Genomic DNA, 25942 nt, shown 5'->3' with positions numbered 1-25942 from the left:
AGAGAATTTTCGTTGATTCGGGTCGCGAATGCCGGTAAAGTGACGTGTGCAACATTGCGCACTTCGGCGCACATTCAACCCCACTTTCAATTCTGACTCCAGGAGACTGCCATGGGTTCATCCGACACCGATCTCAAAGCGCTCGACAGCGTTATCACCGTCGCCGGTGCATTGGCGGCGATATTCGGCGGAATCGCCGGAGTTGCCGGGCTGGCCACTTTTCTCGGAACCGGCGGCGGTTCTTAGGTTTTCAGCTGACATCAGTGAGGCTCGGACCGTTCGATTCTGACGATCAGATCCGCGCGTGGCCTGACTGCGCTGATCAACTCGGCGTTCGGCTGATCTACCCGTTTCACCCACTCTGCAGCCGCTTCGGAACTCTTTCCGAAGCGGCTGTGGCGTTTCACCAAGCGCTTCGTCCGAGTTTCCTCCGGAACGTCGAGATACCAGACCTCGTCGAGTGCTGCTCGCACTTCCTGCCATCCACCACTGGGTAGGAGGAGATAGTTCCCCTCGGTGACTATCAGCGGTGTACATGGATCGACAGCCGTTGTGCTGCCTATTGATTCGTCGAACTCGCGATCGAAGACCGGAGCATAGACCGTCGAGTTCGAGGCTCGGAGTCGGCGTAGTAGAGCCGCGTAGCCGTCGACGTCGAAGGTGTCCGGTGCGCCTTTGCGTTCATGCCTGCCGAGTCGGTCGAGTTCCCGATTGGCAAGATGAAAACCGTCCATCTCGACGATGGAGCAACGAGAACCTAATTTCCGCACAATTGCCTGTGACACCGTCGACTTTCCGGCTCCCGGTGCGCCCGTGATGCCGAGGATTCTCCGACCGTCGTCGGTGATCAGGGAAGCAGCGCGTGAAGCAAGTTGGTCGAGCGTCAGCGAGACGGTCGGCGGTGAGGTCGTCACGTGTTGCTCCGATCAGTCCGAAGGGCCGGTGCATCGAGAGTACGCCGGAGGCTTTCGGCCATTGACAGTCTGAATGGACTGTGAAACTGTGATCCATGCCACTTGAGAAGTTGGAGGTGAGACCGTGACCCTGCGCGATGCGCAGCGCGAAGCGACGCGCCACCGGATTCTCGATGCGGCAACGGATTTACTGATAGCGGACGGTTATTCATCTCTGACGGCGCAGTCGGTGCAAACCGCTGCCGGGGTCAGTCGGGGCGCTCTGCTGCACCACTTTCCGAACATGCAGGAGCTCACTGCGGCGTTGGTGTCGAACATCGTCGTACGGAACGAGGTGGCGGTAAGAGCTGCCATGTCTCGGCAGGATTCGTCGGTTGACACGATCGAGAACTCGATCTCCGCTCTGTATTCGGCGTTGACTCAGCCGCCATTTCAAGCGGAACTCGAACTGTGGTCCGCAGCGCGGACGGATCCGGTGTTGGCCGAGGTGCTCCGGGAATCGGAGCGAATCGCCGGACGGGATCTGCGGCGAGTTGTCCACGACGCTTTCGGTCCCGAAATTGTTGCTTCCGAGAACTATTCGCAGATTGCAGATCTGACGGTGCTGATGCTCCGTGGTTTGGCGCTGTCCCGGGCAGTGCAGAAGAGCGACGCGTCTGCGCGTCGTTCGATCAGTCAATGGGCAGGCGTCGTTCGCCTGCTCCTCACCCAGAACTAGCGCAACTCGTTCCGAGCGAGGCGCGCTCTGTCGACAGGACCGATGATGACGGATTTTGCGACCCTGAAGTACGAGACGTCCGGTGGTAAAGCGTATATCACGCTCAACCGTCCCGATCGGCTCAACGCGATCGACGACCGGATGCCGTCGGACATTCGAAACGCGGTGGCAGCAGCCAATGACGACGACGAGGTCCGTGTGATCGTCTTGCAAGGTGCGGGCAAGGCGTTTTGTGCCGGGTACGACCTCAAGAAGTTTGCCGAAGGCGACCTTGACGGAAAGTGGAACCAGGGCCCGGTCTGGGACCCCATCAAGGACTTTCGCGGGATGAAGCAGAACACCGACGACTTCTTCACGCTCTGGCGATCGCTCAAGCCGACGATCTGCAAGGTTCAGGGATATGCGATTGCCGGTGGGAGTGACATCGCGCTGTCCTGCGACATGCTGATCATGGCCGACGACGCTCGCATCGGATACCCGCCTGCGCGTGTGTGGGGTTGCCCGACGACGGCGATGTGGGTGTACCGGCTCGGCGCCCAGCGTGCCAAGCGAATGCTGTTGACGGGAGACACCATTGACGGTGTCACTGCGGCTGACTGGGGATTGGCGCTCGAAGCGGTGCCGGCCGACGAATTGGACTCGGCGGTGGAAGCGTTGGCGGATCGCATCGCCGGTGTTCCGCTCAATCAGTTGGCCATGCAGAAGATGATGATCAACCAGGCGTACGACAACATGGGATTGCAAGGCACCCAGGTACTGGCAACCCTGTTCGACGGAATTACGCGTCACTCCCCGGAGGGGCGCTGGTTCAAGGATTTTGCCGAGCGCGACGGATTCCATGCCGCGGTTCAGTACCGCGATTCCGGACGCAAGATTCCAGACGGAGGCGGGCCGCTCCCCGCGTCCGACACCCCTCCTCGATAGAAAGTGGATGTGAGATGAGCAGTGTTCTCGAAACGTCGTACTTCCCCGCTGACGTGTCTGACCCGATAGAGGAGCAAACGGTGGGTGGGCTGCTGCGAGAGTGCGCCGCGGACTCGCCGAATCTGATTGCAATCAGAGAAGTGGTTCCGACGCAATCGCATTCGCTTTCCGGGGCGGCTGAAACCGATCGCACGTGGACCTTCGCGGAGCTTCTCGACGAAGCAGAGGGGTGTGCGCACTACCTCTTGTCTCAGTTCGACTGCGGAGATCGGATCACTGTCTGGGCTCCGAACGTTCCGGAATGGATGATTCTGCAATACGGCGCCGCGCTCGCCGGGATGGTTCTGGTGACCGCCAATCCGGCGTTGGGTGCGGAGGAGCTGGCGTACGTCTTGTCGCAGTCCCAGTCTCGGGGGCTCTTCCACACCGGAAAGTTTCGCGGTGGCGATATGGCAGCGGTTGCATCCGAGGCGATTTCGATTTCGGGAGAAGAAGTTCTCGCAGTCAACTTCGAGGAGTGGGATCGCCAGGTTCGAGGTTGGGCGGGCGAACGGGGCGCTCTGCCGGAAGTCTCGCCTGACGACAATGCGCAGATCCAGTACACGTCGGGAACCACCGGAGTTCCCAAAGGTGCTCTGTTGCATCACCGCGGATTGGTCAACAATGCCGATTTTGTGAGTCGGAGAGGCCGATTCCCTGAGCGGGGTTCGGTTGTGTCGGCCATGCCGCTGTTCCACACCGCCGGGTGCGGCATCCTGGTTCTCGGCGCCGCGCAGCGAAGAATGTCGATCGGCCTGATCCAGTACTTCGATCCGACTGCGGTTCTCGATGCGGCGGAACGCTTTCACGCTGACGTGGTCAGTGGAGTGCCGACGATGCTGATCGCGATGATCAACGACGCCAGCTTCGCGAGTCGCGACTTTTCGGCCTGTTCGGTGGTCGTATCCGGCGGGTCGTCGGTCCCGCCCGAACTCGTCAGCACGGTGGAGTCGGCCTTCGGGGCGGGGTTCAGCATCGTCTACGGACAAACCGAGGCCAGCCCCGTCATCACACAGACCAGCCCGGCCGACACCCCCGAGGACAAGTCGGAGACGGTCGGACTCGCGTTGCCGCAGGTCGAAGTGAAGATCTCCGACGTCGTGACCGGGGACAGCGTGCCGCTCGGCGAACAAGGCGAGATCTGCGCGCGCGGGTACCTCGTCATGACCGAGTACTTCCGTAATCCGGAGGCTTCGGCCGACACTGTGGACAAGGACGGTTGGTTGCATACCGGCGATTTGGGGACGATGGACGAACGTGGATACGTCCGGGTTACCGGCCGCCTCAAGGACATGATCATCCGCGGCGGTGAGAACATCTATCCGCGTGAGGTCGAGTCCGTGATCTTCACACATCCGAAGATTCTCGACGTGGCGGTCGTGGGTGTGCCCGACGAGGTGTGGGGTGAGCGAGTTGTCGCCGTCATCCGCTGGAAGGACGAGTCCGACCAACCGACCGCCGCCGAGCTGGTCGAGTTCTGCACCGAGCGACTGGCGCGCCACAAGGCGCCCAAGGAGTGGTTCAGCGCGGAGGCGTTCCCACTGACAGGGTCGGGCAAGATCCAGAAATATCGAATTGCGAGCCTGGTCGGCGAAGGCGTGTACGGCGTCGTCAACTGATCGGTGCTCATAGCACGTCGGAGCGATTCTGTCTGGGTTATCCCCGTAAATCGCTTCGACGTGCCCTGTTTATCCTGGTGCCGTGAGTTCAACCTTCGGTGAGACCGGACACAACGCCACCTCCAACCGCATTCGCGCCACAGCGTTTGCGTCGAAGGTGATGTCCGCGTCCGACGCCGTGAAGTTCATCAACCCGGGCGACACCGTCGCGATCAGCGGTTTCGCAAGCGCCGGTACACCCAAGGTTGTCATTCCGGCCCTGGCCGAGCGCATTCACCGGACCCGCGGCAACGGATCGAACTTCACGATCAATCTCCTGACCGGCGCTTCTGTGTCCACCGAGACCGAAAGGCTGCTCGCGGAGGTCGACGGAATCGCGCTGCGCATGCCGTATCAGTCCGAGGCCACCGCACGTCGCCGGATCAACGACGGTCGTATGGACTACGTGGACATCCATCTCTCCCACGTGGCTCAGCAGGTGTGGGAGGGCTACTACGGCAACGTAGACGTCGCGGTGGTCGAGGTCGCCGGTATCACCGAATCAGGGGAACTGATTCCCTCCGCGTCGATTGGCAACAACAAGACCTGGCTGGACGTCGCCGACAGGGTCATCCTCGAAGTCAACTCGTGGGTGCCCGAGGCGATGGAAGGTATTCACGACGTCTATTACGGCACCGCGCTGCCGCCGCATCGCAAGCCGCTCGAGATCATTCGTGTCGAGGACCGGATCGGCCAGACCACGTTCCGAGTGGATCCCACGAAGGTTGTGGCCGTTGTCGAGACCAACTGCCGTGACAGCGCGAGCCCTCTCACTGCACCCGATGCCGTCAGTGAGGCGATCGCCGGCCACGTCCTGGAATTCTTCGACTTCGAGGTGCGCGCCGGACGGATGCCGGCCGATACGTTGCTTCCGCTGCAGGCGGGCATCGGCAATGTCGCCAACGCGGTGCTCGGAGGGCTCGATCGGGGGCCGTATCGCGGCCTGACCTGCTACTCCGAGGTCATCCAGGACGGGATGCTGAAGCTGATCAAGGACGGAACCGTCGCGCATGCGTCGTCGACGGCTTTGGCGCTCACCGAAGAGGGCATCGAAGAACTGACCGCGAACATCGACTTCTACCGCCACCACATCACGCTCCGTCCGCAGGAGATCAGCAACCACCCGGAGGTGGTGCGCAGACTCGGAATCATCGCCATGAACGGCATGCTCGAGGCCGACATCTACGGCAACGTGAACTCGACGCACGTCATGGGGACGAAGATCATGAACGGAATCGGCGGCTCGGGGGACTTCGCCCGCAACGGCTACGTGTCCATGTTCCTGAGCCCGTCGACGGCCCGCGGCGGTGAGATCTCGGCGATCGTGCCGATGGTTCCGCACGTCGACCACACCGAGCACGACACTCAGGTGTTGGTGACCGAGCAGGGGTTGGCGGATCTGCGCGGTCTGTCGCCGCGGCGACGCGCGCGCCTGATCGTCGACAAGTGTGCTCACCCGGAGTTCCGGCCACTGCTCCACGATTACATCGCTCGCGCCGACGCTCAACCGGGTGCGGGGCAGACGCCGCACATCCTGGGCGAGGCATTCTCGTTCCATCAGCGGTACATCGACACGGGTTCGATGCGCCTTTCGTGACGCCAGGCAATGCTGCCGGCAGTGAGAGAATGCGAGGGTGAGCCGAACCGGGGTACCTGACGACGCCATACGCCGGGTTGCCGCGGCGGGGGCCGATGACGCCGGTGGCCTACCCGTCGAACTGCTGGGTGATTTCCTCGACGTGCTCAGTGTCGCCGTATGCGAGGGGAAGCCGCTGCAGCGTCGTCAGCTGCACCGCTTCCGCGCTCGCGGGGAAGAAGCAGCGCAGCAGGGGGTCGCCCTGCGAGCCCTGCTCGATCTGTATCTCTCCTCGGCCTGGCGTCTGTGGCGTGAACTGCCTGCTGTTATTGCGGCACAATCGGATCCGAACGCCGTCGTCGCGGCCGGCGAAGTGATGCTGCGTGCCGTCGACGATGCCGTCGCCGAACTGGCCGAAGGGTTTCAGTTGGCCAGACGTTCTCTGGTCCGCTCGCAGGTATCGGCACGCCGCGAGTTCGTCGACGACTTGTTGACCGGCGGCGCTGACGTCGTCGGATTGTTGGATCGCGCTTCAGGATTCGGTCTCCACCTCAGTGGTCCGCATGCCGTGGCGGTAGTGACCGCCGCCCGTGAGTTCACCGACGACAACCCTTTGGTGCGCGCCGTCGAACGTGCCGTTCTGGGTAGCAAGGGTGACGCCGATGCGTTGGTCGCCAGCAAGAGCGGCAAACTGGTGGTCGTTTTCGCGGCGCCGGATCGCGATGCCGTCGACCACGTGCTGGCAGGGATTCGGTCGGCTCTCGGGCCGGGGACCGATGACGACGGGCGAGTGCAGTTGCAGCGGCGTCCTTTGGACGGCACGTGGCAGATCGCTGTCGGGCGCCCTCGAACCACCGCTTCGGGCGTGGTGGCGTCGTACCGGGAGGCGCTGGACGCACTGGACCTGGCGCAGCGCCTGTCGTTGACCGCACCGATCATCGATGCTCGTGACCTGCTGGTCTACCGGGTTCTGGTCAACGACAGACCGGCGGTCACCGACCTGATCCACACCCTTCTCACACCGCTGCTCGAGGCGCGTGGTGGCGCTGGACCGATGATCGACACACTGCTCGCGTACTTTTCCGCCGGCGGCAATACGGCTAAAACCGCCCGAGACCTGCATTTGTCCGTCCGCGCCGTGACGTACCGGTTGGACCGCATCCGTGAACTCACCGGTCAGAACGTCAACGATCCCAACGACAGCTTCGCGCTCCACGCTGCCGTACTGGGTGCGAAGCTGCTCGACTGGCCGGCCACCGAGCTGACCTGATCAGCTTGCGCGGGCGCGTTCTTCGTAGGCAGCACGTGCCGCGGTGTCGACGTCGCCGAGAAACTGCGTCTCGACGCCGAACAGTCGGCTCAATGCCTCGTACGGCCGCCGGGGGAAGAAGCCCTGTGCCTGCACGAGCAGCCCGGACACCCGCGTAATGCGTACGCGTGGGCGCGGTTTGGTGATCAAGCCGACGACGGCTTCGGCGATTTCCTCCGGCTGAACCTCTCGGAATCCCTTCATTCCCGAAGTGCCCGAGGTGAGTTGGGTGTTGGTGAGCGTCGGCAGCACGGACGAGATGTGAACTCCGGTGCCACGAACTTCCTTGCGGACAGAATCGGTGAAGCCCAACACCGCATGCTTGGCGCCGCAGTACGTCGACAAACCGGGGCACGGGAGTTCGCCTGCAAGCGAAGCGATGTTGATGACGTGTCCACGTCCGCGCGGAAGCATCCGTCGCAATGCGAGCTTGGTTCCCGTGATCACGCCGAGGACGTCGATCTCGATGATGCGTCTGGTCACGGAGTCGTCCTCGTCGACGATCCGTCCGACCGGCATGATGCCCGCATTGTTGACCAGCACGTCGATCGGGCCGAGTTCACCTTCGACGGTGTCGAGGAAGTCGAAGAACGAGGCGGGGTCGGTGACGTCGAGGCGCCCGAACGTGCGGATGCCCAAATCCTTGGCTGCTCGCGCGAGAGTGGCTTCGTCGATGTCGCCGATCGCGACCGTCGCACCCAGGCTGATCAGCCGCTTCGCGGTGGCGTATCCGATGCCCCGGGCGCCGCCGGTGATGACCACTACCTGACCGTCGAAAGGTTTGTTCATTTACTCCAGCGTCTCCAAAGATAGGGGTTGGTTGCAGTGAGATGAATCTGCAGGGATGTGATTGTGGACCAGTCGAAACCGGGTTGCTAGGGCTTCTTGGCCGAAGTGAGACGATAGATTTGTGACTAAGTCACAATCAGGGTGACAAGTCGGGGAGGCGCCATGGACACATCGGAGTTGGACGGCTGGATTGCAAATCTCGCGCCCATCTATCTCCAGCCGGAGGTGATCGACGGTTTCGTTCAACGCATCGACGACGCCATTGCGGTGGCCAATCCTGAAGTGGCGGGTGATCGGGAGCTACGACGCGATGTGGATGCGAGCACTGCGGCGCAGCTTCGAGTCATCGTGGCCGCGATCGCGGGCGGTTCCCAGGAGGTCACGCCGCCGCCGGAGTCGGTTGCGCTTGCACTCACCGTTGCCAGGCGCGGTATGGATCTTCGAGTCCTGCTCAAGATCTACGGTGCCGGACGGCTCGCGATGCTGGGCTTCGTCGACGAGTCGATAGAAGCACTCCCGATCGGTCCGGAACTCAAGCGCGCACTTCTGGTCCGAGTGTGGGGTTCGGCGATGAGATGGCTGGAAGTGACCACCGAATTGTTGGTGGCAACGTATGCGAAGGAGCGTGAGAGCTTGGCGCGCGGCGCTTTTGCGCGTCGGTCCGAGACGGTGCACGCGATTGTCGCAGGCGAAGCACTTCACTCCGATGAGGTGTCGCAGATTCTCGACTACCCGATGCGGCGCCACCACACTGCGTTTGTTCTCTGGACGGACGACACCGATCCGGCCGCCGACGTATTGGCCCGATTGGACTCGTATGCGCGTTCCTTTGTGGACGAGTCGAATGCCGAGCGCGTGCTGACGCTGCCTTCGGGGGCGCGCGAGGTGTGGTCGTGGGTCGCGCATTTCGACGACCATGAGTGGGCGGCGCTCGATCGTGCTCGGAATTCGGACCTCCGTGTCGCGGTGGGGGCCAGCGGTTACGGAATGGAAGGATTCGCGCGCAGTCACCGCGAGGCTCTCGCCGCGCAGCGCATCGCGGTCCGTTCGACGGGTTCGCCGGGGGTCACCGTCTACGAAGATGTTCAGGTTCCCTGTCTGCTCACCGAAGATCTGGACGAACTGCGTGCGTTGGTGGCCCGGGAATTGAAAGGACTCGCCGGCGCGGACGGTGTCACGACGCGTATCCGTGACACCGTTCGGGTCTATTACGAGAACAATTGCACTGCAGCCGCTACCGCCGTGGCGCTCGGTCTGCACAAGAACACCGTGCGGTATCGACTCGATCAGGCCGAAAAGCTGTTAGACCGCAGCGTGGACCAGCGTCGGCTGCCAACAGAGTTGGCGCTCATCGCGCTGGAGAGCTACGGAGCCGCCCTCCTGGCGAACCCGTGACTCGCTACTGCATGTCGTCGAGCCCGGGGAGCGAATAGCCGGAGCTGTCATCCCAATCGGCGGGGGTGTCGTCGAGTGAAACGTCCCAGTCTGCGTCGGGCACCGCTCGCCGGAGTTCGGTCAGAGCGTTGAACCAGTAGACGAGCGAAGGGATTACCTCGGTCGGGTCGCTCGAGATCTTTGTCGAACCGTTGAGCAGAGTGTTGGGGATATCCGACGGATAGAGGTCCAGGACCTCGTAGTCGAACGGAAATTCGTCGTTGTGGACGGCGATGAGTCGGTCGACTTCGGCCTTCTCGTCGTCGGTCAGCGGTGTGGTGCGGACGGCGGAGTAGTACAACGAGGTGCTCATGCTTGCCAGGCTAGAACAAGATGCCGTCCAGCGGCGGTTTCGGACCCAACACCCTCAGATTGCATGGTTTCGGCAACTTCAGGTGTGAAAGTCGTCGATATTTCGACCGGGATGGATAGAAGTCGGCAAGGAACACTGGAGAAGACGGCGAGACGGCCGTCCGAACCCAGTGAAGGAGCTCCCCGTGACCGCAGTCATCAGTGCCATTCGGGTAGGTGGTCAGCGATGAACGTTCCCATGTGGGCGTGGGCCGCGTTCGCCGCAGTCATCGTCGTCATGTTGCTCATCGACCTGCTCGCCCACCGCGGCGCGCACGTCATCGGCTTCAAGGAAGCGGCCTGGTGGAGTGCACTCTGGGTCGGTTTGTCTCTCGTATTCGCGGTGGTCGTCACCCTGACCTTGGGGGTGAACTCGGGCGTCGAATTCACCACGGCCTGGCTGTTGGAGAAGAGCCTCTCCGTCGACAACCTCTTCGTGTTCGCCCTGATCTTCGGTTACTTCAAGGTGCCCCGTGAATACCAGCACCGCGTGTTGTTCTTCGGTGTCATCGGCGCCCTGATCTTCCGCGGTATCTTCCTCGCCGCCGGCGTTGCCGTGGTCAGCAAGTTCACGGCCGTTCTGTTCGTCTTCGCCGCCATCCTGCTCTACAGCGCCTACAAGCTGCTCAAGGACGACGACGAGAACTTCGATCCGGGAACCTCGCTGGCGGTTCGCTTGCTGCGCAAGATCATGCCGGTCCGTGAGGAATACGCAGGAACCAAGTTCTTCGTCAAGGAAGCCGGAAAGCGCGTCGCAACACCACTGTTCGCCGTCGTCGTCGCCATCGAAGCTGCCGACCTCGTGTTCGCAGTCGACAGCGTCCCGGCAGTGCTGGCAGTGAGTGACGATCCATTCATCGTCTACTCCAGCAACGCGTTTGCGATCTTGGGTCTGCGTGCCCTGTACTTCCTGCTCTCGGGCCTGCTCGAGAAGTTCCACTACCTGTCCAAGGGTCTGTCGATCATCCTCGCCTTCATCGGCGTGAAGCTGATCATGCAGGCCAGCCACAAGGTGATCAGCACGTCGATCCCCGAGATTCCCTCACTGGTCAGCCTCGCGGTGATCATCGTGGTGTTGGCAGGCTCGATCATCCTGAGTCTCAAGAAGCCGCTACCGGAAGAGCCTGAGGCCGAAGAGGTTGCGACCGGTGATGCACCGATCGACCTCGAGAAGTCAGGTCCTGACGGCAGCATCGAGAAATCCGGCGTCCAGCTCGCAACCGGCGAGCGCGACGACGATGACGACAAGGTAGATGCTCGGCCCAGAGGCTGACGCCTGATCGGCTGAACGAATCGAAAAGGGAGACCACACAACGACGTGTGGTCTCCCTTTGTCAAATCATCACCAACTGCTTCCCCCGGTTGTGCCCCGAAAGCTGCCCGATCAAGGCCGCTGGGGCATTTTCGATGCCCTCGGTGACATCGTTGCGGTAGCGCAGTCCACCTTCGGCGATTCGAGCGGACACCCACGCCCGGTACTCCGGGTACCGGTCGTAGTGGTCGTAGCAGACGAACCCTTCGATGCGTAGACGTTTGCGTAGTACAGGGCGTAGGGGAGGCCCGACTTCGCTTTCATCCTGGTTGTATTCGCTGATCATTCCGCACACGACGACCCTTCCGAAATCGGCCATGCGATCGAAAACCGCTCGCGTGATCGAGCCTCCGACGTTGTCGAAATAGACGTCGACGCCCTTCGGACACAATTCGTCCAACTGCTCGCCGATGTTCGCCGTCTTCCTATCTATGCAGGCGTCGAACCCCAATTCCTCCACAACGTATTCGGTCTTCTCACCCCCGGCGATTCCGATCACCCGGGCGCCCGCCAGCTTCGCGATTTGGCCTGCAACCATGCCGACTGCTCCGCCGGCCGCCGAAACCACGACTGTGTCTCGCTCTCGGACGTCGGCGACCAACCGCATTCCGCAGTGTGCGACAAATCCTGGCTGTCCTAGAATTCCGAGTTCATCTCCTAGGGAAGCTCGATTCTCCCTCGGTATGCGGTCCAGGGCAGCGCCTTTGATTGTGTGATAAACCTGCCAGTGCGTGCCGCCTCGAACCAAATCACCTGCCGCAAAGTCAGGATGCCGCGAAGAAATCACTTCGCCGACTGCGATGCCGTCCAAACCGGAGTGCGCAGGCACCACTCCAGCCAAGACGACGTCGCCGATACCGGCAACAGCTCCCAACGGCCCGGGGGCAGAGCTGGTGGACGGTAGGCGTCTTCGTATCGCCGGATCGATCGAAAGATAGTGGGCGCGGAACAGAACTTCGCCGTCCGCGGGCGGCCGGATCGGAACCTCGTCGATCCGAAAATCTTCTACGACAGGCAAGCCGCGGGGAGCTCGAACGACTCGCACAGCGCGGTTCACATATTCGGTCATGCGCAATTTCCAATCTGCTTCGACACCGGTTCGCATCACTTCTCGGGACGATTGCCCGGAATTGATCTCGCCGCCTTACTGATTCACGGCGAAGACGTCTGGGAATTCTGTCCTCGAGCAGCAAGGAGCGCACCTTCCCGCCCGCTCAGTGAGAATGTGGCAACCCGACGTCCGGAGCGCGACTTCATTTCCCATACAGCGGGCGGTTTGTTGGTTGCCTCGTAGTCCGACTGTGAAGCTCTGCGCAGTTCAGTTCAGCGCAGCGCTGACGCTCGTCACCAGTGGTATTCGGCTGTGGATTTTTACGAGGGCGTCAATGATCTGCCAGATCTTGTGTGAGTGATTTTGTCGAGGACGAGAGGTTGACTATGACTTCGCCGGTGGGTTCGGAGCGTGCGGTTCATGACACAACGGATTGGCTCAGAACGGGATTGGTCGATCCAACGGAGCCAGGCTTCCTGTCCGATCCGTACGCGCGGTACGCGATTGCGCGAGAAGTTGCTCCGGTACAACAGCATTCGAATGGCGTATACATGCTTTTCGCCTACGACGACGTGAAACGCGCACTGGCGGACAAGTCGCTGAGTTCGTCGGAACAGTATGCACTCGAGGCACCGCGCAATATGCGGATCAAGGCGGCCGGTGGCAGCGACGCCTACTTGTTGCGCCCATCGTTGTCGAAGCTGGATCCGCCGGACCATCTGGCATTGCGCAAGCTACTGGCGCGCCCGTTCACGCCCAGGGCAATCAAGCGTTACGACGCGCGGGCGAAGGAAATCGTCGACGAGTTGCTTGCCGATCATGGACGGGGCTCCGAGATCGAGCTGGTGACGGAAGTTGCTCATCCGCTACCGATTCGCCTTGTCTGCGAAATTTTCGGTATCCCCGTACCTGCCGACACCGATACGATGTTCGAGTGGACCCGTAAGGGACTCAACCTACTCGATCCGTTTCTGACTGCCGAGCAGACCAGCGACTACATTTCCGCTCAGCGTGATTTCTCGGCACACCTTCAGGACGTTATCGCTTGGAAGCGCAACAATCTTGGCGACGACATCCTGTCGGACTTCATCTCCGCCGGCGACGAAGGCGAGATAATCGGGCCGGATCAAGTTGCCGCTACCGTGCAGACTTTGGTCATCGCCGGACTGGACACCACAGTCAATCAGGTCGGTCTCACCATGAATGCACTTATGGGCCATCGTGATCAGTGGGAACGACTCGTCGACGACAGGGCACTGCTCGATCACGCGGTAGAAGAAGTCCTGCGCTATGAGCCGACGGCGCAGTTGATGATTCGCATTGCTCCCGAGGATTACGCGGTGGGAGATGCGGTGATTCCGGCCGGAAATCACATTGTGACGTGGCTGGCGTCGGCAAACCGCGATGAAACTCGATTCGGTCCGAACGCGGACAGATTGGACTGGTCGAGGTCAAATGTCCGGGACCACATCACGTTCGGTCACGGTGCGCACGCTTGCCTCGGTGCGTGGTTGGCCCGGCTGGAGATCAAGACCATCCTGAATGCGTTGATCGACAAAGCGCCGAAGACCGAGCTCGTCGACGGTGGAGTGACGTGGGGTGGCACGGCCTTTATCCGCGGTGTCTCCGAACTGCGATTGAACCTTTTCTGATTGCACGAGTTCGTGAACAGACCACTCGGTGGGCAAGTCGGTGTCAGATGGTCGACGTCTTGTTAGTCTGGGCCGGTGCCTGATCCCGCAACTGCGTGTTACCCGGCATTGCCCGCGACAAGTTGGGCAGTGCTGGGAATGCTCACATTCGGAGAAGAACTCAGTGGCAGCGATCTGAAAAGCTGGGCCGACTGGAGCATCGGGTTCTATTACTGGAGCCCGTCGGTGAGCCAGGTCTATACCGAGCTCAAAAAGCTGGAAACGCTGGGATTCGTCAGTTCGCGGGAGGTTTCGGAATCGGGTGGGCGTCGTCGACGAGTGTTCACGATAACCGAATCCGGTATCGAGGCTCTCAGATCATGGTCACGCCGATCGGAGATCGAAACCCCCGTTCTCAAACATGGAGTGATGTTGAGACTGTGGGTCGGCCACCTCAACGACCCCGATCAGCTCAAGTCGATAGTGCTCGATCACATCGACAACCTCGAGGCAAAGAAGCTCAAGGCAATCGAACACGCCGATAACTCGGAGAATGAACCCGCCTGGGCATTTACCGAGATGAGTCTGCGATGGATAGGCCGCCATTTTCAGATGGAGATCGACCTCGCCGCTCAGTTGCTCGATGACATCGATGAGGCCGCCGCTCGATTCGCGCAAGGCGACGCCAACTCTCTCGGCTTGCCGCAGCCCGTCAATGCCGGTAGTTGGAAGTTGATCTGAGCGTGCGGAGGTACAACTCTCCAGATTCTGCCCCACGCCAATAGAATTGTGCTGTCGAGGTTTTCGTGCCCAGTCTTCGTGCTTAGTCTTCGTGCCTACTGAGCTCGCATGCTTTCGGTGGTCCGGACGCCCGCATTTCGCCACAGGGAAGCGGCTGTTTCCCGAAGAAGCCCGGTGAGAGGCGAGTTCCGCTCGTCGAGCGGCATTTGTCGGAGCGGTCCGCAGATCGACAGCGCGGAGGTCGCGACGCCGATCGGGCCGATCGGAGTGGCGATCGTGCCGAATCCGTCGATCGGCGTGTCACGGCCGTATCCCACGCCGGTTTTTCGGACCTCGTCGGCCGCCTCTCCTCGCTCGTTGTTGAAGGTGTGGAGGACCCTGCCGACGAGAGTTCCGTCTGCGCGCGTGCTGAAACCGATCCGATTCGGAATCATGCTGGCGAAACGACCTGCCATGTGGGCGCGGCACACCACATTTGAGCCGTCGAGAATCGTCATCTCGACGATCAGTCCGGTACGCCGGTGCAATTCGTACAGGTGCGGATGCGCAGCTGAGTGAAGTCTGTCCTGGTACACGGCCAACGAGCCGAGTTCCACGAGCCGCAACCCGAGCGTGTAATCGCGGCCGCTGCGGTGCAGCCACCGAAGTTGGACCAGATGGTCGAGTATGCGGTGGGCTGAAGACCTTGGAAGCCCGGTTCGTCGGACAATCTCGGCGAGGGTGAGACGATCTCGACCGCCGAACGCATCCAGTAGCAGAGAGACTCGGTCGAGGAAGGCGTTCGGCGTTGCGGGATCGACCTCGAGCTGGAGCGACATGTGTTCCCTCTGCTATCCCGTAGTCAAGTTGGACAACTGCCCTGGACAAGGCTATTTCGATTAGGAATGATGACATGTTTTTTCTGCTTTGTGAAGAAGGCCACCCTGTGGATCGGACGCCTCCGGTGCTCGTCGGCGGAAACGGACCACTGATCGGGAGAGCGGGTTCCTTGCTTGGTGGTGGGCGATCTACGTTGACGTGATCACACGCCAAGTGGACAAACGCGGATGCCGGCGCAGACGTAGCGCCACCCGCCGGGCTGAGAGACCAGGAGACGATATGACGATTCAAGCGGAAGTCGCCACGATGCTTGCAACCCTCAACGCTGGATTCCCGGATGTCACCAGTGTCCCGCCGTCGGAGCTACGAACTCTGATTCGGAACCGACGTGCGCCGCTGACGGGTCTTCCCGACATGCTTTCAGTCGAGAATCACGTAATCGACGGTCCCGGTGGAGATCTGGCAATTCGCGTCTTTCGTCCGCATGGAACCTCGAACGACGTTCCTCTCGTGGTCTTCGCTCACGGGGGCGGTTTCGTGTTCTGTGATCTGGACAGTCACGACGAATTCTGTCGATCGATGGCGCAGGGAGTCGGCGCAGTAGTGGTTGCCGTCGACTATCGGTTGGCGCCGGAGCATCCGGCACCGGCAGCCCACGACGACGTCTACGCCGCGGTGGCGTGGGCCAGCGAGCATGCTGCCGAATACGGTTCCGGCGCAGGTAAAATCGCACTTGTGGGCGACAGTGCGGGAGGGAACCTCGCGGCGACCGTGGCTATTGCCGCTCGGGATCGGGGTGGTCCGGAAATCGCCCTTCAGGTTCTCATCTACCCCGTGATCGACGACGACTTCGAAACCGAGTCGTATCGGCTCTACGGCACGGGTCACTACAACACCACCGCAGCGATGGAATGGTACTGGCAGCAGTACGCGCCTGAAGGTCGCGACGACGCCCGTGTGATTCCTACGCGTGCGGAGACGCTCGCCGGTCTTCCGTCTGCTGTCGTCGTGACAGCCGAACTCGATCCGCCATGTTCGTCAGGTGACGCGTATGCGCAGATGCTCGCGACGGCTGGCGTTTCGGTGCGCCATCATCGCTTCGAAGGATTGTTCCACGGCTTCCTCACTATCCCGTCTTTGTCACTGACCGAGCCTGCGCGACAGAAGCTTTGGGCGATGACGCGCGAGGCGCTCGGTAGCGAGTAGGCAGATCACTTCACTGTCAGGAGTCTCTCGGTGAGATTGCCGAACGTGTGACAGATTCTGTCGTGGACCACGGCCTCGGGACATTCGGGGTCGAACCACCGGTCCACCACTGCCCAGTGAATCGGATGATCGAGGTACTGGGTCTGCAGTGAGCCGAGGTCGGTGAACTCCTGCTCCCAGACATGAGTCCATGGTGTGTGCCCGATCGCTGCGTCGACTCGGCTGAGACGCCAGGCGCAGATCGACGAGATATGGGTAGGCATCCTGAGCAGATCCCGTTCGAATTCCTCGAGTACGTCCTGGGGTGTGCTGGGGGATACCCGGATGAACAGCGCTCGGTACACCTGACCGGCGGCTTCGGCGCCGGAACGTCCCGTGGTCCCGGACGAGTACTCGGCACCGTGGAAGTGGTCGACGGCGGCGCAGCGCAGGCTGTCGTCGACCGCATCTCGGGCTGTCTGCCAAGCCATCTCGTCTTCGAACTGAAGATGGACGATCAGATCTCCGCCGTTGATGACGCCGGGAAGTGTCGTACAGACGAGACGACGCAGCGCGTTCGACGATTCGGCAACTGCGGCAATGTTCTTCACTGCAGCGGTCCACTCGTCGGCGCCCGCCCCGTTGGCGGCGTGCACGACTCTTGTCACGTTATACATTGCTCAGTCCTTCGATGTCCTTTGCTGCGGCGGCCATGGAGCGACTCCGTTCGATTATGAGCGGAGCCATTGCATCCCACCACTGCCTGAGGGTGGAGTCTCTGCGGCCCTGGCGCGTCATCGACCACCAGCCGGCCGTGCCGTCGACCGTCCAGGTGACGGTCAAGGTGTTCGGGTCTTGATCGCACCACAACGGAGGGCTGACGAGTACGTCGGCGAGTGTCATGCCGCGACGCTGTGCACTCGGCAAATACTGGTCGAGTAGCGCGTCGACGAACTGTCGACCGCATCCCGGTTTCGTGACTATCCGATCGATCACGTAGAGCGTTTCATCTGCCATTGGTGAAGATTACTTTCCCCTAACCCGTTGTGATGCTTTCGATCTCACACAGCGGGAGATAGCGGATTTGGTCATGTGCCCGGCCTTTCGACACCTCCCGTCAGGCGGGAATCGTTGCTGTGCAACAGAATCGGATGATGCAACATGGCGGTCAACGATTGCGTGAAATGCAGTCGAACTCAGGTCGAACACATACGTCATGTGTTCGATGTCGTGAAGTGGAAGAGCCTTGGAGGAGCAGTTGAATCACTCGCTGGTAGGGAAGACCGCGCTGGTGAGCGGGAGCAGTCGAGGCATCGGCAGGGCGATCGCCAGGCGACTGGCGGCAGAGGGGGCAACCGTGGTCGTCACCGCACGGTCGACTCGGCCTACCGCGGCAGTCCGTGCCGACAGTAATGTCGTCATCGGCGGTACGTTGTCCGAGACCGTCGAGATGATCGAGTCGCAACACGGTCGTGCACTTGCCATTCCGGCCGATCTCGAGGATTCCGAGGCTCGCGACGGATTGATCGAGAAGGTCGTCTCGCGGACCGGAGGTATCGACATCCTCGTGAACAATGCCGGGTTTGCCGACTACGCGCCGATCGAGAAGATGTCGCTGGCGACGTTCGATCGGACCCTCGACCACTACATTCGCGCGCCGTTCGCCCTGTCGAAGGCAGCCATCCCCTACATGCGAGAGCGCGGCGCAGGCTGGATCGTGAACATCGGTTCCTCGACGGGACTGAATCCGATCAGGCCCTTCCGCGACTACAACAAGACGTCGGGTGACGTGATTTACGCGTCGATGAAGGCAGCACTGCACAGGTTCACACAGGGCCTCGCCGCGGAGGTGCTGGACGACAATATCGCGGTCAACTCGGTGGGGCCTTCCACTGCGATCTCGACTCCCGGCGCCGACGCACTCATTCCGGATGGATACGAAACCGAGCCCGTCGAGTATCTTGCCGAGACGGTACTGGCCATGTGTTCTCTTCCCGCGGCCGAGCGGACCGGCCTTGTAGCCTTCAGTCTTCATTTTCCCTGGTATCAGGATCTGGTCGTGAAGGCGCTCGACGGGCAAGGGCTGATGCCCAGACGTGAGCCACCGACGTGGTGCAATCCCAACATTCTGCCCGAAGGAATCTGAAGTCTTTGTCGAGCAATAGTTTCGGCGACACAACCCGAGGAGTGGAGATGTCCCACGCTGAACGCCGGTTCGGTACCGGCACGGCCGTCGTGACCGGTGCGGGGGCCGGTATCGGTGCAGGGTTCGCCCGTCACCTTGCGCGGCTGGGAATGACGGTGGTCGTTGCCGACATCGACGAGGAGCGTGCGTCGCTCGTCGCCGAGGACATTCGCGCGGCCGGTGGGAGAGCTGACGTCCATGGGGTGGACGTAGCGGATGCCGATGCCGTGAAGAGGATGGCGGACAATGTGTTCGATCGTCACGGCAGCGTCGAGTTGCTGGTCAACAATGCCGGAGTGGAGACGGCCGGGTTGCTGTGGGAAGTCAGTGGTGCGCGGTGGAGACGGTTGATGGAGATCAACGTCGACGGCGTCTTCTATTGCCTTCGTGCTTTCGTGCCATTGATGTTGAAGGTGGGTAAGCCGGCGTGTGTGGCCAATCTGTCTTCTGTCGGCGGGATCAACAGCGCCGCGGTGCAAGGACCGTACATCGTCAGTAAGTTCGCGGTGCTGGCGATGACCGAGAGCTTGCACCAAGATCTGTCGTTGGTCGACTCTCCGATTCAGGTCAGTGCTGTTGTTCCACACTCGATCCGGAGTGAGATCTTTCGTGCGGCCCAGCGTGACGCGCCGACTACGAACGTCACGGCAAACGCTGTCTTCGATGCAATGCAACAGGCGAACGTCGAATCCGGACTCGACCCGCTCGATGCCGCCGAGCACATGACCGAAGCAATAGCGCGTGGGGACTTCTGGGTGTTCTCCGACGACGACGCGTGTCGGCAGTTCACCGACCGCCGAGCCGCTCAGCTTCGAGACCTGTTACCTCCCGCCGATCCTCGCACAATGCTCACACACATGGGCATCTCGTGAATGCGGAGCTGTTCGGAGCAGGCCTGTTCACGCGCTGCCGTTGACAGACGTCGACGCACTCTTGGGGAGGCCTGACCAACCCACCAGGCCGACCAGAGCGAAAGCTACGGCGGCAGTGACGAAGGTGACGGTGAAGGCGGATTCGCTGGGCAGAGCGGATACGCCCTCTGGCAGGTTCGCGATGGTCATCGAGGCGAGAATCGTAGTCACCACTGCACTGCCCATGGCGCTGCCGGTGGAACGGGAGATCGAGTTGATGCCGTTGGCTATTCCACTCTGGTGTCGCGGAACGCTCGACATGATGATCGCGGGCATGGCCGCGTAGCCCAGGCTCACGGCGGCGCCGATCACGATGCCGGCACCGATGACCGACGCGGTGTGCGTGTGGTCGTACGCGAGCCAGGCGAACGGCACCGCACCACAGATGGCGGTGAGTCCCAGGACGAAGCGTGGCCCACGCACTCTGATGAGCCGCCCACCGATCGGTGCTGCGATCAGCGAGGCAATCGCACCCGGCAGCAGGAATTCCACCGACGCACGCAGAATGCTGGCGTCGAATCCGTATCCCGTGAGGGCGTGGGGAAGCTGCACGAGATAGGAGATGCCCAGGAAGTTGGCGAACATTCCGAAGCCCAGCATGACCCCCGCCAGATTCGCCATCATCACGGGCCGGTGGACGAACATTCGCATGTCGACCAGTGGTTCGTCGACGATCTTCTCGATCCAGACCCAGACTGCGAACATCACGATCGAGCCCAGGAAAACACCGATGGTCACGGGTGAGAACCAACCCCATTGGTGGCCTTGCGAAATCGACAACAGGAGCAGAAGGAGTGCAGCGCCCAGGCTCAGCGCGCCGATGACGTCGACGCGCCCGCCGCTCTTGTGCTTGGTTGCCGGAACCAGCGTGACGACGGCGACGAGGGCAAGCAACGCGAACCCGGTGGCCATCCAGAAGGCGTTGCGGTAGTCGGCATCCGGAGCCGATGTGAGAAGTCCGGTGGCTACGAGGGCGAGCCCGCTGCCGAATGCGAGAGTTCCGCTGACCAATGCCATCGCGCCGGGAAGCTTGTGTGGGCGGACCTCTTCGCGCAGGACCGACAGAGCCAGCGGGAAGATGGCGGTGGCGGTCCCCTGGAGGACGCGTCCGAGGATGAGAAGTGGCAGATTGTGTGCCAGTGCGGCGACGATCGAACCGATGACCATGACGACCAGAACGCCGACCAGCGTGCGCTTCTTGCCGTGCTGATCGCCGTAGCGGCCCAACAGGGGAGTGAAAACGGCGGCCGACAGCAACGTCGCCGTCGTCACCCAACTGATGCCGGCCGCGGATGCGCCCAGATCGGACTGAATACGCCCCAAAATCGGGACGGGCAGTGTCTGCATCATCGAGACGATCATCGCGGCCAGGCTGAGCGCCCCGATGATGACGGCCTCGCGGCGCGGCGATGTTACGACGGATACATCCGGGGTGTCGTGGACCGTTGGCTGCGCAGCGCTGTCGGTCGTCACTGAATTCGTCAAGTGGGTCCTTCTCGGGAATTACAAGAGAAATTGCTTAATGTGCCGAAGTAATTTTCTCTGGATGGTAAGTCCGCGAGATCGATCCCGTCAATGCTGGTCAGTGAGCCCCTGGGGCCAGCTCGGTGTATTCAGGACCAACTCGGCGTGTTCCGGACTAGAAGGGGTAGACCGGGAGTGCGCTCTGCGCAGTCACCCACTGCGTTTCGGTGAAGGCGTCGAGGTTTGCGCCGATACCGCCGACGCGGCCACCGTTACCCGAAGACGCCATACCGCCGAACGGGATGACTGCTTCGTCGCCGACGGTCTGATCGTTGATGTGTACGAGGCCGGTGGGGATTTGTTGGGCGAGCTCGAGCCCGCGCATGGCGTCGGAGGTCAGAATGCCCAGTGACAGTCCGTACTCGGAATCGTTGGCCATGGCGACGGCCTGTTCGACGGTGGCGAAGGAGGTGACCGGTGCGACTGGCCCGAAGACTTCGTCGGCGAATGCCGGCGCGGTGAGTGGGGTGTCGGCCAGCACGGTGGGTCGGTAGAAGAGATCCTCGTAGGTGCCGCCGGCCGCCAGTTTTGCTCCGGCCGCGATACTTCCGGTGACCAGGGAGTGGATGTGGTCGCGTTGTTTGGCGTCGATGATGGGTCCGAGTGCGACCTGACCGGTGAACGGGTCGCCTACCGGAAGCTTGTCGGCGTGTTCGGCAAGGAGTGCGGTGTAGTCGGCGGCGATGCTTTCGTGGACGAGCTGGCGGCCGGTGGTCATGCAGATCTGCCCCTGGTGCATGAAGGATCCGAAAGCGCCTACAGATGCGGCCTTTTCGAGGTCGACGTCGTCCATGACGATCAGTGCGTTGTTTCCCCCGAGTTCGAGGTGTGCTCGTTTGAGATGGCGGCCCGCCAGTTCACCGACAGCGCGTCCTGCCCGGGTCGACCCGGTGAATGCGATGACGCGAACGCTCGGATGAACCACGATTGCCTCACCGGCGTCAGCGCCACCCGGCAGCATGCCGAACACTCCGGCAGGCAAACCGGCTTCTTCGAAGATGCGGGCAAGAACCACACCGCCACAGATCGCCGTGCGCGGATCAGGCTTGAGGATCACCGAATTGCCCAGTGCCAGTGCGGGAGCGACTGCACGGATCGACAGAATGATCGGGAAGTTGAACGGTGCGATGACGCCGACGGTGCCGACGGGGACGCGACGAGAGAAGCTCAGCCGCGGTTGCTCCGAGCGCAGCACCTCGCCGATGGGGTGTGCGGCCAAAGCTGCTGCGTTGTAGCACTCTTCGGCAGCGGTGTGGGTTTCCAGTCCGGCTTTGGCGGGAATGCTGCCGGCCTCGCGGATTACCCATTCGCCGATTTCGTCGGCGTACTGCTCGAACAGTTGACCGGCGCGGCGTAGAACGGCGGCTCGTTCGGTGTACGGCCTTGCTGCCCAATCCTTCTGAGCGGCAGTAGCTTTTGTTGCAGCGGCTGCCACGTCGTCTGGTGTTGCCATGCCGACCGTCGTCAACTGCTTGCCGGTGGCCGGCTCGACGACAATACGATCGTCGGCGCTACCGCGAACCCATTCGCCGTCGAAGATCTTCGATTCCCACACAGGTTCGCTCAGCAAACGCGTCATGGCCGCTCCTCGGTAAAGGGATGCAACCGCGCGCCGCATCACATGGTTGTGCACCACGTTGCTCCGTGAGGGGAGTCGATCGCCATCGCACTTTCACTCAGTGAAAGACGGATTCATGGCGTCCTTGAGCGCTTGGATCAGATCGGCGAACTCGGTCGAGTGGGTGGCGCCGCTGCGGGTCACTCCCGAGACGGGAATTCGCAAGCGGCCGTGCGATTCTCGCATGAAGCTGATGCCGGCGCGCGGAGATTCGCCTGCGGTGATCGAATACAGGAGGGTCCAGGCGCGCGGGTTGGTGATCACGTCCAGCGTGGCTGTGTGATCGCTCGGAATTGCAGGGCCCAGTTGGACGCGTCGATCTATCTCGCGGAACGCGTCCTCGACCACCTTGTGAATGAGCACCTGGCTTTGGCGCGGCGGCAGGAGCAGGGGGTATGCGGCCAGATCATTGAGGTCGACGCTTTGCTGGCCGGCCAGGGGGTGCCGGCTCGACATTACGACCAGCAGATCTTCGACGCCGAGGTCCAAGGGTTCGAGTCCGGGGCGGTCGACGCCGCCGCGAATCAGCGCGATGTCGGCGTCACCGGAGGCCACGGCGTCCATGCGGTGGGCAAAACTCTTGATGACGAACTCGACGTCCAGGTCCGGATGAAGTTCGCGCACGTGTGCGATGGCGTCCAGCGTCTGAGCGGCGAAGCTCATGTTTCCGGTGATCCGGATCCGGGCTCGTGGGTCGCGTGCGACGGAGTAGGCCATCGTTTCGAGGCTGAGGACTTGCTGCGCGATGGGCACGAGTCGCGATCCTGCCGGGGCAAGGCGAACCGCTCGGGTCGAGCGTTCGAAGAGTGTCGCGCCAAGCTCCTTCTCCAGTCGGGCGACCTGATGGCTGATCGCCGACTGCGAGATGAAGCAGCGCTCGGCAGCGCGACTGAAGCTCAGTTCCTCGCTCACGACGAGGAAGTACTTGAGTTGGCGGAAGTCCATGAGGACAGCTTACTTATGAGCAATCGAGATAACAGTCTTGCGAATACTCCAGCTAGCTGGACCCGACCCATGATCAGTCCATACCGTAATAGTCATACTTTCAATTTGGTTGAGGAGATTTGTTGTGGATAGAACAGCTGCGGGTCGCGCTGACATCGACGCGACTGGACACGAGCAGACTCAGGTAGTCATCGTCGGTTCGGGATTCGGAGCCCTCGCCGCGGCCAAGACCCTCGCGAAGTCCAAGACGCCGTTCGTCCTCATCTCCGCCACCACCGAGCACCTCTTCCAGCCGCTGCTCTACCAGGTGGCGACGGGCGTTCTGTCGGCAGGCGAAGTTGCTCCGCCCATCCGCACGATCCTGCAGAAGTACCCCAACGCCGACGTGCGTCTCGGTCGCGTCGTCGAGGTCAACGCCGAAGAGAACACCGTCGTCTACGAGGCTTCGGGCACCCGCCACACTCTCGGATACCGCTCGCTCATCGCAGCCACCGGTGCCACCCAGGCGTACTTCGGTCATGACGAGTTCGAAAAGGTCACCTACAAGCTCAAGACCGTCGAGGATGCCGAGGTCCTGCGTAAGCAGATCCTGCGTTGCTTCGAAGAGGCTCACACCACCAACGACGCGCTGGTTCGCCGCAACCTGCTCAGCTTCGTTGTCGTCGGTGCAGGCGCGACCGGCGTCGAGCTCGCCGGACAGATCAAGGAACTGGCGCGTCGCTACTTCGCCAAGTCCATCAACAACATCAGCGCCGACGAGGTCACGGTCACCATGGTCGAGGGCGCGGGCGTTGCGCTTCCGGCCTTCGGCGGCAAGCTCAGTGAGTACACACAGGCCTCGCTCGAGAAGTCGGGTGTCGAGGTTGTTCTCAACACTATGGTCACCGCCATCGACGAGCACGGTGTCACCGTCTCTTCGGCAAAGACCAAGGAAGAGAAGCGCATCGACGCCGAGACCGTCATCTGGTCGGCCGGTGTTCGCGCCAACGACTTCGCAGCAGTGCTCGGCGAGGCGACCGGTTGTGAGAGTGACCGTGCAGGTCGTCTGCTCATCAATCCGGACTTGACCGTCGGCGGGTTTGCCAACGTCTTTGCCATCGGCGACATGACTTCGCTGAACGGTCTGCCTGGTCAGTCGCCCGTTGCAATGCAGGGTGGACGTCACGCAGCGAAGACTGTGAACGGAAAGGTCAAGGCCGGAACGCCTTTCAAATACTTCGACAAGGGCAGCATGTCGATCATCAGCCGATTCAGCGCTGTGTGTCGCGTCCGCAAGGTCGAGTTCAAGGGCACGATCGCCTGGTTCATGTGGCTGGCCGTGCACGTGATGTATCTGGTGGGCTTCCGCAACCGGTATGTCGCTGTGATGTCGTGGTTCGGTTCGTTCATCGGTCACCGTCGTCCGCACTTCCACTACGCGCAGGAGCCGATGAAGATCGAGGCCACGCCGCCGGTGACCGAACGCGAACCGGAATTGGCGCACTCCGCGTAGCTCCGCACCGCCTGAACACGTTTCGCCTGATGTCAGTCACACTGTGTGAATGGCATCAGGCGAGCGTTCGTTGATCGGCCGGGCATTTATCGTGCTCGGTGCCTTCGACGCGAAATCGCCGCGGTTGACGCAGTCGGAGATCAGTCGTCGCAGCGGTTTGCCTCTGCCCACCGTCCATAGACTGTGTGGGCAGTTGGTGGCTGAGGGCGCACTCGAGCGTCGGAGTGACGGCAAGTACCAGGTCGGAGTCCGGTTGTGGGAGATCGGCGCTCTCGCTCCCGGCGCTCACGGCCTACGGCAGGTGGCGTTGCCGTTCCTCGAGGACCTGTACGAGGTCACCCGAGAGAACGTGCAGTTGGTCGTTCGTGAGGGCACCGAGGCTCTGTACCTCGAGCGCTTGTCCTCGCGTAGCGCCGTCACCGTGGTCGGCCGTGCCGGCGGAAGATTGCCGTTGCACGCGTCCAGCGGTGGATTGATTCTCCTCGCGCACGGCGGAACCGAGCTTCTCGACGACGTCCTTCGCGCCGGCCTCGAGTCGTTCACTCCCAAAACCATTACTTCCGAGCGGATTTTGCGAGCAACTCTCGACGAGATCAGGCGCGCCGGATTCGTGGTCTGTCGCGAGTATCTGAACGTCGGAACCCTTGCCGTCGCCGCTCCTGTCCGCGAAGCCGGGGGCAGTGTCGTGGCAGCGGTCTCGACAGTTGTTCCGGTGGAGCAGGATCCGGCTCCTTTACTGCCGGCGTTGGTCGCGGCCGCCCGTGGAATATCACGCGGGCTTGGTAGCGGTGGGTTTCGATAGCTCGTTTCGGTCTT

The 25942-nt window shown here is 61.7% G+C and carries 25 protein-coding genes; 15 read left to right on the top strand and 10 right to left on the bottom strand.

Annotated elements, in window-relative coordinates; translation table 11 throughout:
• Positions 1 to 111 precede the first annotated feature (111 nt).
• The gene (locus AOT96_RS36315) at positions 112 to 246 is read left to right on the top strand and encodes a hypothetical protein (protein WP_003942853.1); all 135 of its coding nucleotides are present in this window, start codon (positions 112 to 114) and stop codon (positions 244 to 246) included.
• Between the two features lie 14 nt (positions 247 to 260).
• On the opposite strand, the gene AOT96_RS08245 is transcribed toward AOT96_RS36315, so the two are convergent.
• On the bottom strand, positions 261 to 914 hold the full coding sequence (locus tag AOT96_RS08245; protein WP_007730507.1) for a nucleoside/nucleotide kinase family protein: 654 nt from the start codon (positions 912 to 914) through the stop codon (positions 261 to 263).
• Positions 915 to 1038: 124 nt separating this feature from the next.
• On the opposite strand from AOT96_RS08245, the gene AOT96_RS08240 reads away from it, so the two are divergent.
• The 5 genes from AOT96_RS08240 to AOT96_RS08220 all read left to right on the top strand — a co-directional run bounded on the left by AOT96_RS08240 (position 1039) and on the right by AOT96_RS08220 (position 7099).
• Complete coding sequence (locus AOT96_RS08240) at positions 1039 to 1632, top strand: TetR/AcrR family transcriptional regulator (RefSeq protein ID WP_007730510.1); 594 nt, start codon at positions 1039 to 1041, stop codon at positions 1630 to 1632.
• 45 nt (positions 1633 to 1677) lie between these two features.
• Positions 1678 to 2556, top strand: coding sequence for a crotonase/enoyl-CoA hydratase family protein (locus tag AOT96_RS08235; protein WP_223304467.1), 879 nt, complete (start codon positions 1678 to 1680; stop codon positions 2554 to 2556).
• 14 nt (positions 2557 to 2570) lie between these two features.
• Positions 2571 to 4214: an AMP-binding protein gene (locus AOT96_RS08230; RefSeq protein ID WP_054826917.1), complete on the top strand. Its 1644-nt coding sequence runs from the start codon at positions 2571 to 2573 to the stop codon at positions 4212 to 4214.
• Between the two features lie 160 nt (positions 4215 to 4374).
• Entirely contained in the window at positions 4375 to 5850 is a 1476-nt protein-coding gene (locus tag AOT96_RS08225) for an acetyl-CoA hydrolase/transferase family protein (RefSeq protein ID WP_230587539.1), read from the top strand.
• Positions 5851 to 5887: 37 nt separating this feature from the next.
• Positions 5888 to 7099: a PucR family transcriptional regulator gene (locus AOT96_RS08220; protein WP_042921490.1), complete on the top strand. Its 1212-nt coding sequence runs from the start codon at positions 5888 to 5890 to the stop codon at positions 7097 to 7099.
• Here the strand turns inward: AOT96_RS08220 and AOT96_RS08215 are convergent, their stop codons facing one another.
• Positions 7100 to 7927, bottom strand: a complete 828-nt coding sequence (locus AOT96_RS08215; protein WP_003942902.1) for an SDR family oxidoreductase — start codon at positions 7925 to 7927, stop codon at positions 7100 to 7102. It abuts the gene before it with no gap.
• A 162-nt stretch (positions 7928 to 8089) separates the two neighbouring features.
• Between AOT96_RS08215 and AOT96_RS08210 the strand changes: the two genes are divergently transcribed.
• On the top strand, positions 8090 to 9322 hold the full coding sequence (locus AOT96_RS08210; protein WP_042451555.1) for a PucR family transcriptional regulator: 1233 nt from the start codon (positions 8090 to 8092) through the stop codon (positions 9320 to 9322).
• A gap of 4 nt (positions 9323 to 9326) precedes the next feature.
• On the opposite strand, the gene AOT96_RS08205 is transcribed toward AOT96_RS08210, so the two are convergent.
• Positions 9327 to 9674 (bottom strand): hypothetical protein, encoded by a 348-nt coding sequence (locus AOT96_RS08205; protein WP_003943172.1) that lies wholly within the window; start codon positions 9672 to 9674, stop codon positions 9327 to 9329.
• A 225-nt stretch (positions 9675 to 9899) separates the two neighbouring features.
• On the opposite strand from AOT96_RS08205, the gene AOT96_RS08200 reads away from it, so the two are divergent.
• Positions 9900 to 10985, top strand: a complete 1086-nt coding sequence (locus AOT96_RS08200) for a TerC family protein (RefSeq protein ID WP_064075031.1) — start codon at positions 9900 to 9902, stop codon at positions 10983 to 10985.
• Between the two features lie 61 nt (positions 10986 to 11046).
• Here the strand turns inward: AOT96_RS08200 and AOT96_RS08195 are convergent, their stop codons facing one another.
• Positions 11047 to 12093, bottom strand: coding sequence for an NADP-dependent oxidoreductase (locus AOT96_RS08195; protein ID WP_065352791.1), 1047 nt, complete (start codon positions 12091 to 12093; stop codon positions 11047 to 11049).
• Between the two features lie 368 nt (positions 12094 to 12461).
• Here AOT96_RS08195 and AOT96_RS08190 point away from each other — a divergent pair, with 368 nt between their 5' ends.
• Together AOT96_RS08190 and AOT96_RS08185 are read left to right on the top strand one after the other, a co-directional pair.
• On the top strand, positions 12462 to 13727 hold the full coding sequence (locus tag AOT96_RS08190; RefSeq protein WP_007730518.1) for a cytochrome P450: 1266 nt from the start codon (positions 12462 to 12464) through the stop codon (positions 13725 to 13727).
• A gap of 138 nt (positions 13728 to 13865) precedes the next feature.
• On the top strand, positions 13866 to 14447 hold the full coding sequence (locus tag AOT96_RS08185) for a PadR family transcriptional regulator (protein ID WP_065352790.1): 582 nt from the start codon (positions 13866 to 13868) through the stop codon (positions 14445 to 14447).
• Positions 14448 to 14542: 95 nt separating this feature from the next.
• Here AOT96_RS08185 and AOT96_RS08180 read toward each other — a convergent pair whose 3' ends face one another.
• Entirely contained in the window at positions 14543 to 15265 is a 723-nt protein-coding gene (locus AOT96_RS08180) for an IclR family transcriptional regulator (RefSeq protein WP_007730520.1), read from the bottom strand.
• 280 nt (positions 15266 to 15545) lie between these two features.
• On the opposite strand from AOT96_RS08180, the gene AOT96_RS08175 reads away from it, so the two are divergent.
• Positions 15546 to 16472, top strand: a complete 927-nt coding sequence (locus tag AOT96_RS08175; RefSeq protein WP_065351556.1) for an alpha/beta hydrolase — start codon at positions 15546 to 15548, stop codon at positions 16470 to 16472.
• Between the two features lie 5 nt (positions 16473 to 16477).
• Here AOT96_RS08175 and AOT96_RS08170 read toward each other — a convergent pair whose 3' ends face one another.
• Together AOT96_RS08170 and AOT96_RS08165 are read right to left on the bottom strand one after the other, a co-directional pair.
• Positions 16478 to 17128 (bottom strand): Dabb family protein, encoded by a 651-nt coding sequence (locus AOT96_RS08170; RefSeq protein WP_030536113.1) that lies wholly within the window; start codon positions 17126 to 17128, stop codon positions 16478 to 16480.
• Positions 17121 to 17468 (bottom strand): hypothetical protein, encoded by a 348-nt coding sequence (locus AOT96_RS08165; protein ID WP_007730530.1) that lies wholly within the window; start codon positions 17466 to 17468, stop codon positions 17121 to 17123. Before AOT96_RS08165 ends, AOT96_RS08170 begins: the two co-directional genes overlap by 8 nt.
• Before the next feature lie 241 nt (positions 17469 to 17709).
• Between AOT96_RS08165 and AOT96_RS08160 the strand changes: the two genes are divergently transcribed.
• Together AOT96_RS08160 and AOT96_RS08155 are read left to right on the top strand one after the other, a co-directional pair.
• On the top strand, positions 17710 to 18597 hold the full coding sequence (locus tag AOT96_RS08160; RefSeq protein ID WP_065352789.1) for an SDR family NAD(P)-dependent oxidoreductase: 888 nt from the start codon (positions 17710 to 17712) through the stop codon (positions 18595 to 18597).
• A 47-nt stretch (positions 18598 to 18644) separates the two neighbouring features.
• Positions 18645 to 19508, top strand: a complete 864-nt coding sequence (locus AOT96_RS08155) for an SDR family NAD(P)-dependent oxidoreductase (protein WP_065352788.1) — start codon at positions 18645 to 18647, stop codon at positions 19506 to 19508.
• A 27-nt stretch (positions 19509 to 19535) separates the two neighbouring features.
• Here AOT96_RS08155 and AOT96_RS08150 read toward each other — a convergent pair whose 3' ends face one another.
• The 3 genes from AOT96_RS08150 to AOT96_RS08140 form a co-directional block, all read right to left on the bottom strand.
• Positions 19536 to 21032 carry an MFS transporter gene (locus AOT96_RS08150; RefSeq protein ID WP_231917407.1) on the bottom strand — a complete coding sequence of 499 codons (1497 nt, stop codon included), beginning with the start codon at positions 21030 to 21032 and terminating at the stop codon, positions 19536 to 19538.
• A 154-nt stretch (positions 21033 to 21186) separates the two neighbouring features.
• Positions 21187 to 22650, bottom strand: a complete 1464-nt coding sequence (locus tag AOT96_RS08145; RefSeq protein ID WP_065352787.1) for a benzaldehyde dehydrogenase — start codon at positions 22648 to 22650, stop codon at positions 21187 to 21189.
• Between the two features lie 93 nt (positions 22651 to 22743).
• Positions 22744 to 23634, bottom strand: a complete 891-nt coding sequence (locus AOT96_RS08140) for a LysR family transcriptional regulator (protein WP_003943104.1) — start codon at positions 23632 to 23634, stop codon at positions 22744 to 22746.
• A 124-nt stretch (positions 23635 to 23758) separates the two neighbouring features.
• Between AOT96_RS08140 and AOT96_RS08135 the strand changes: the two genes are divergently transcribed.
• Together AOT96_RS08135 and AOT96_RS08130 are read left to right on the top strand one after the other, a co-directional pair.
• Positions 23759 to 25126, top strand: a complete 1368-nt coding sequence (locus tag AOT96_RS08135; protein WP_003942969.1) for an NAD(P)/FAD-dependent oxidoreductase — start codon at positions 23759 to 23761, stop codon at positions 25124 to 25126.
• Positions 25127 to 25175: 49 nt separating this feature from the next.
• Positions 25176 to 25928 carry an IclR family transcriptional regulator gene (locus tag AOT96_RS08130; RefSeq protein WP_003943227.1) on the top strand — a complete coding sequence of 251 codons (753 nt, stop codon included), beginning with the start codon at positions 25176 to 25178 and terminating at the stop codon, positions 25926 to 25928.
• The last annotated feature ends 14 nt before the right edge of the window (positions 25929 to 25942 follow it).

It is taken from the genome of Rhodococcus sp. 008 (assembly GCF_001682295.1).
In the GTDB taxonomy this organism is placed as follows: Bacteria; Actinomycetota; Actinomycetes; order Mycobacteriales; family Mycobacteriaceae; genus Rhodococcus_F; species Rhodococcus_F qingshengii.
This window is presented reverse-complemented; position numbering and strand designations above follow the sequence as displayed.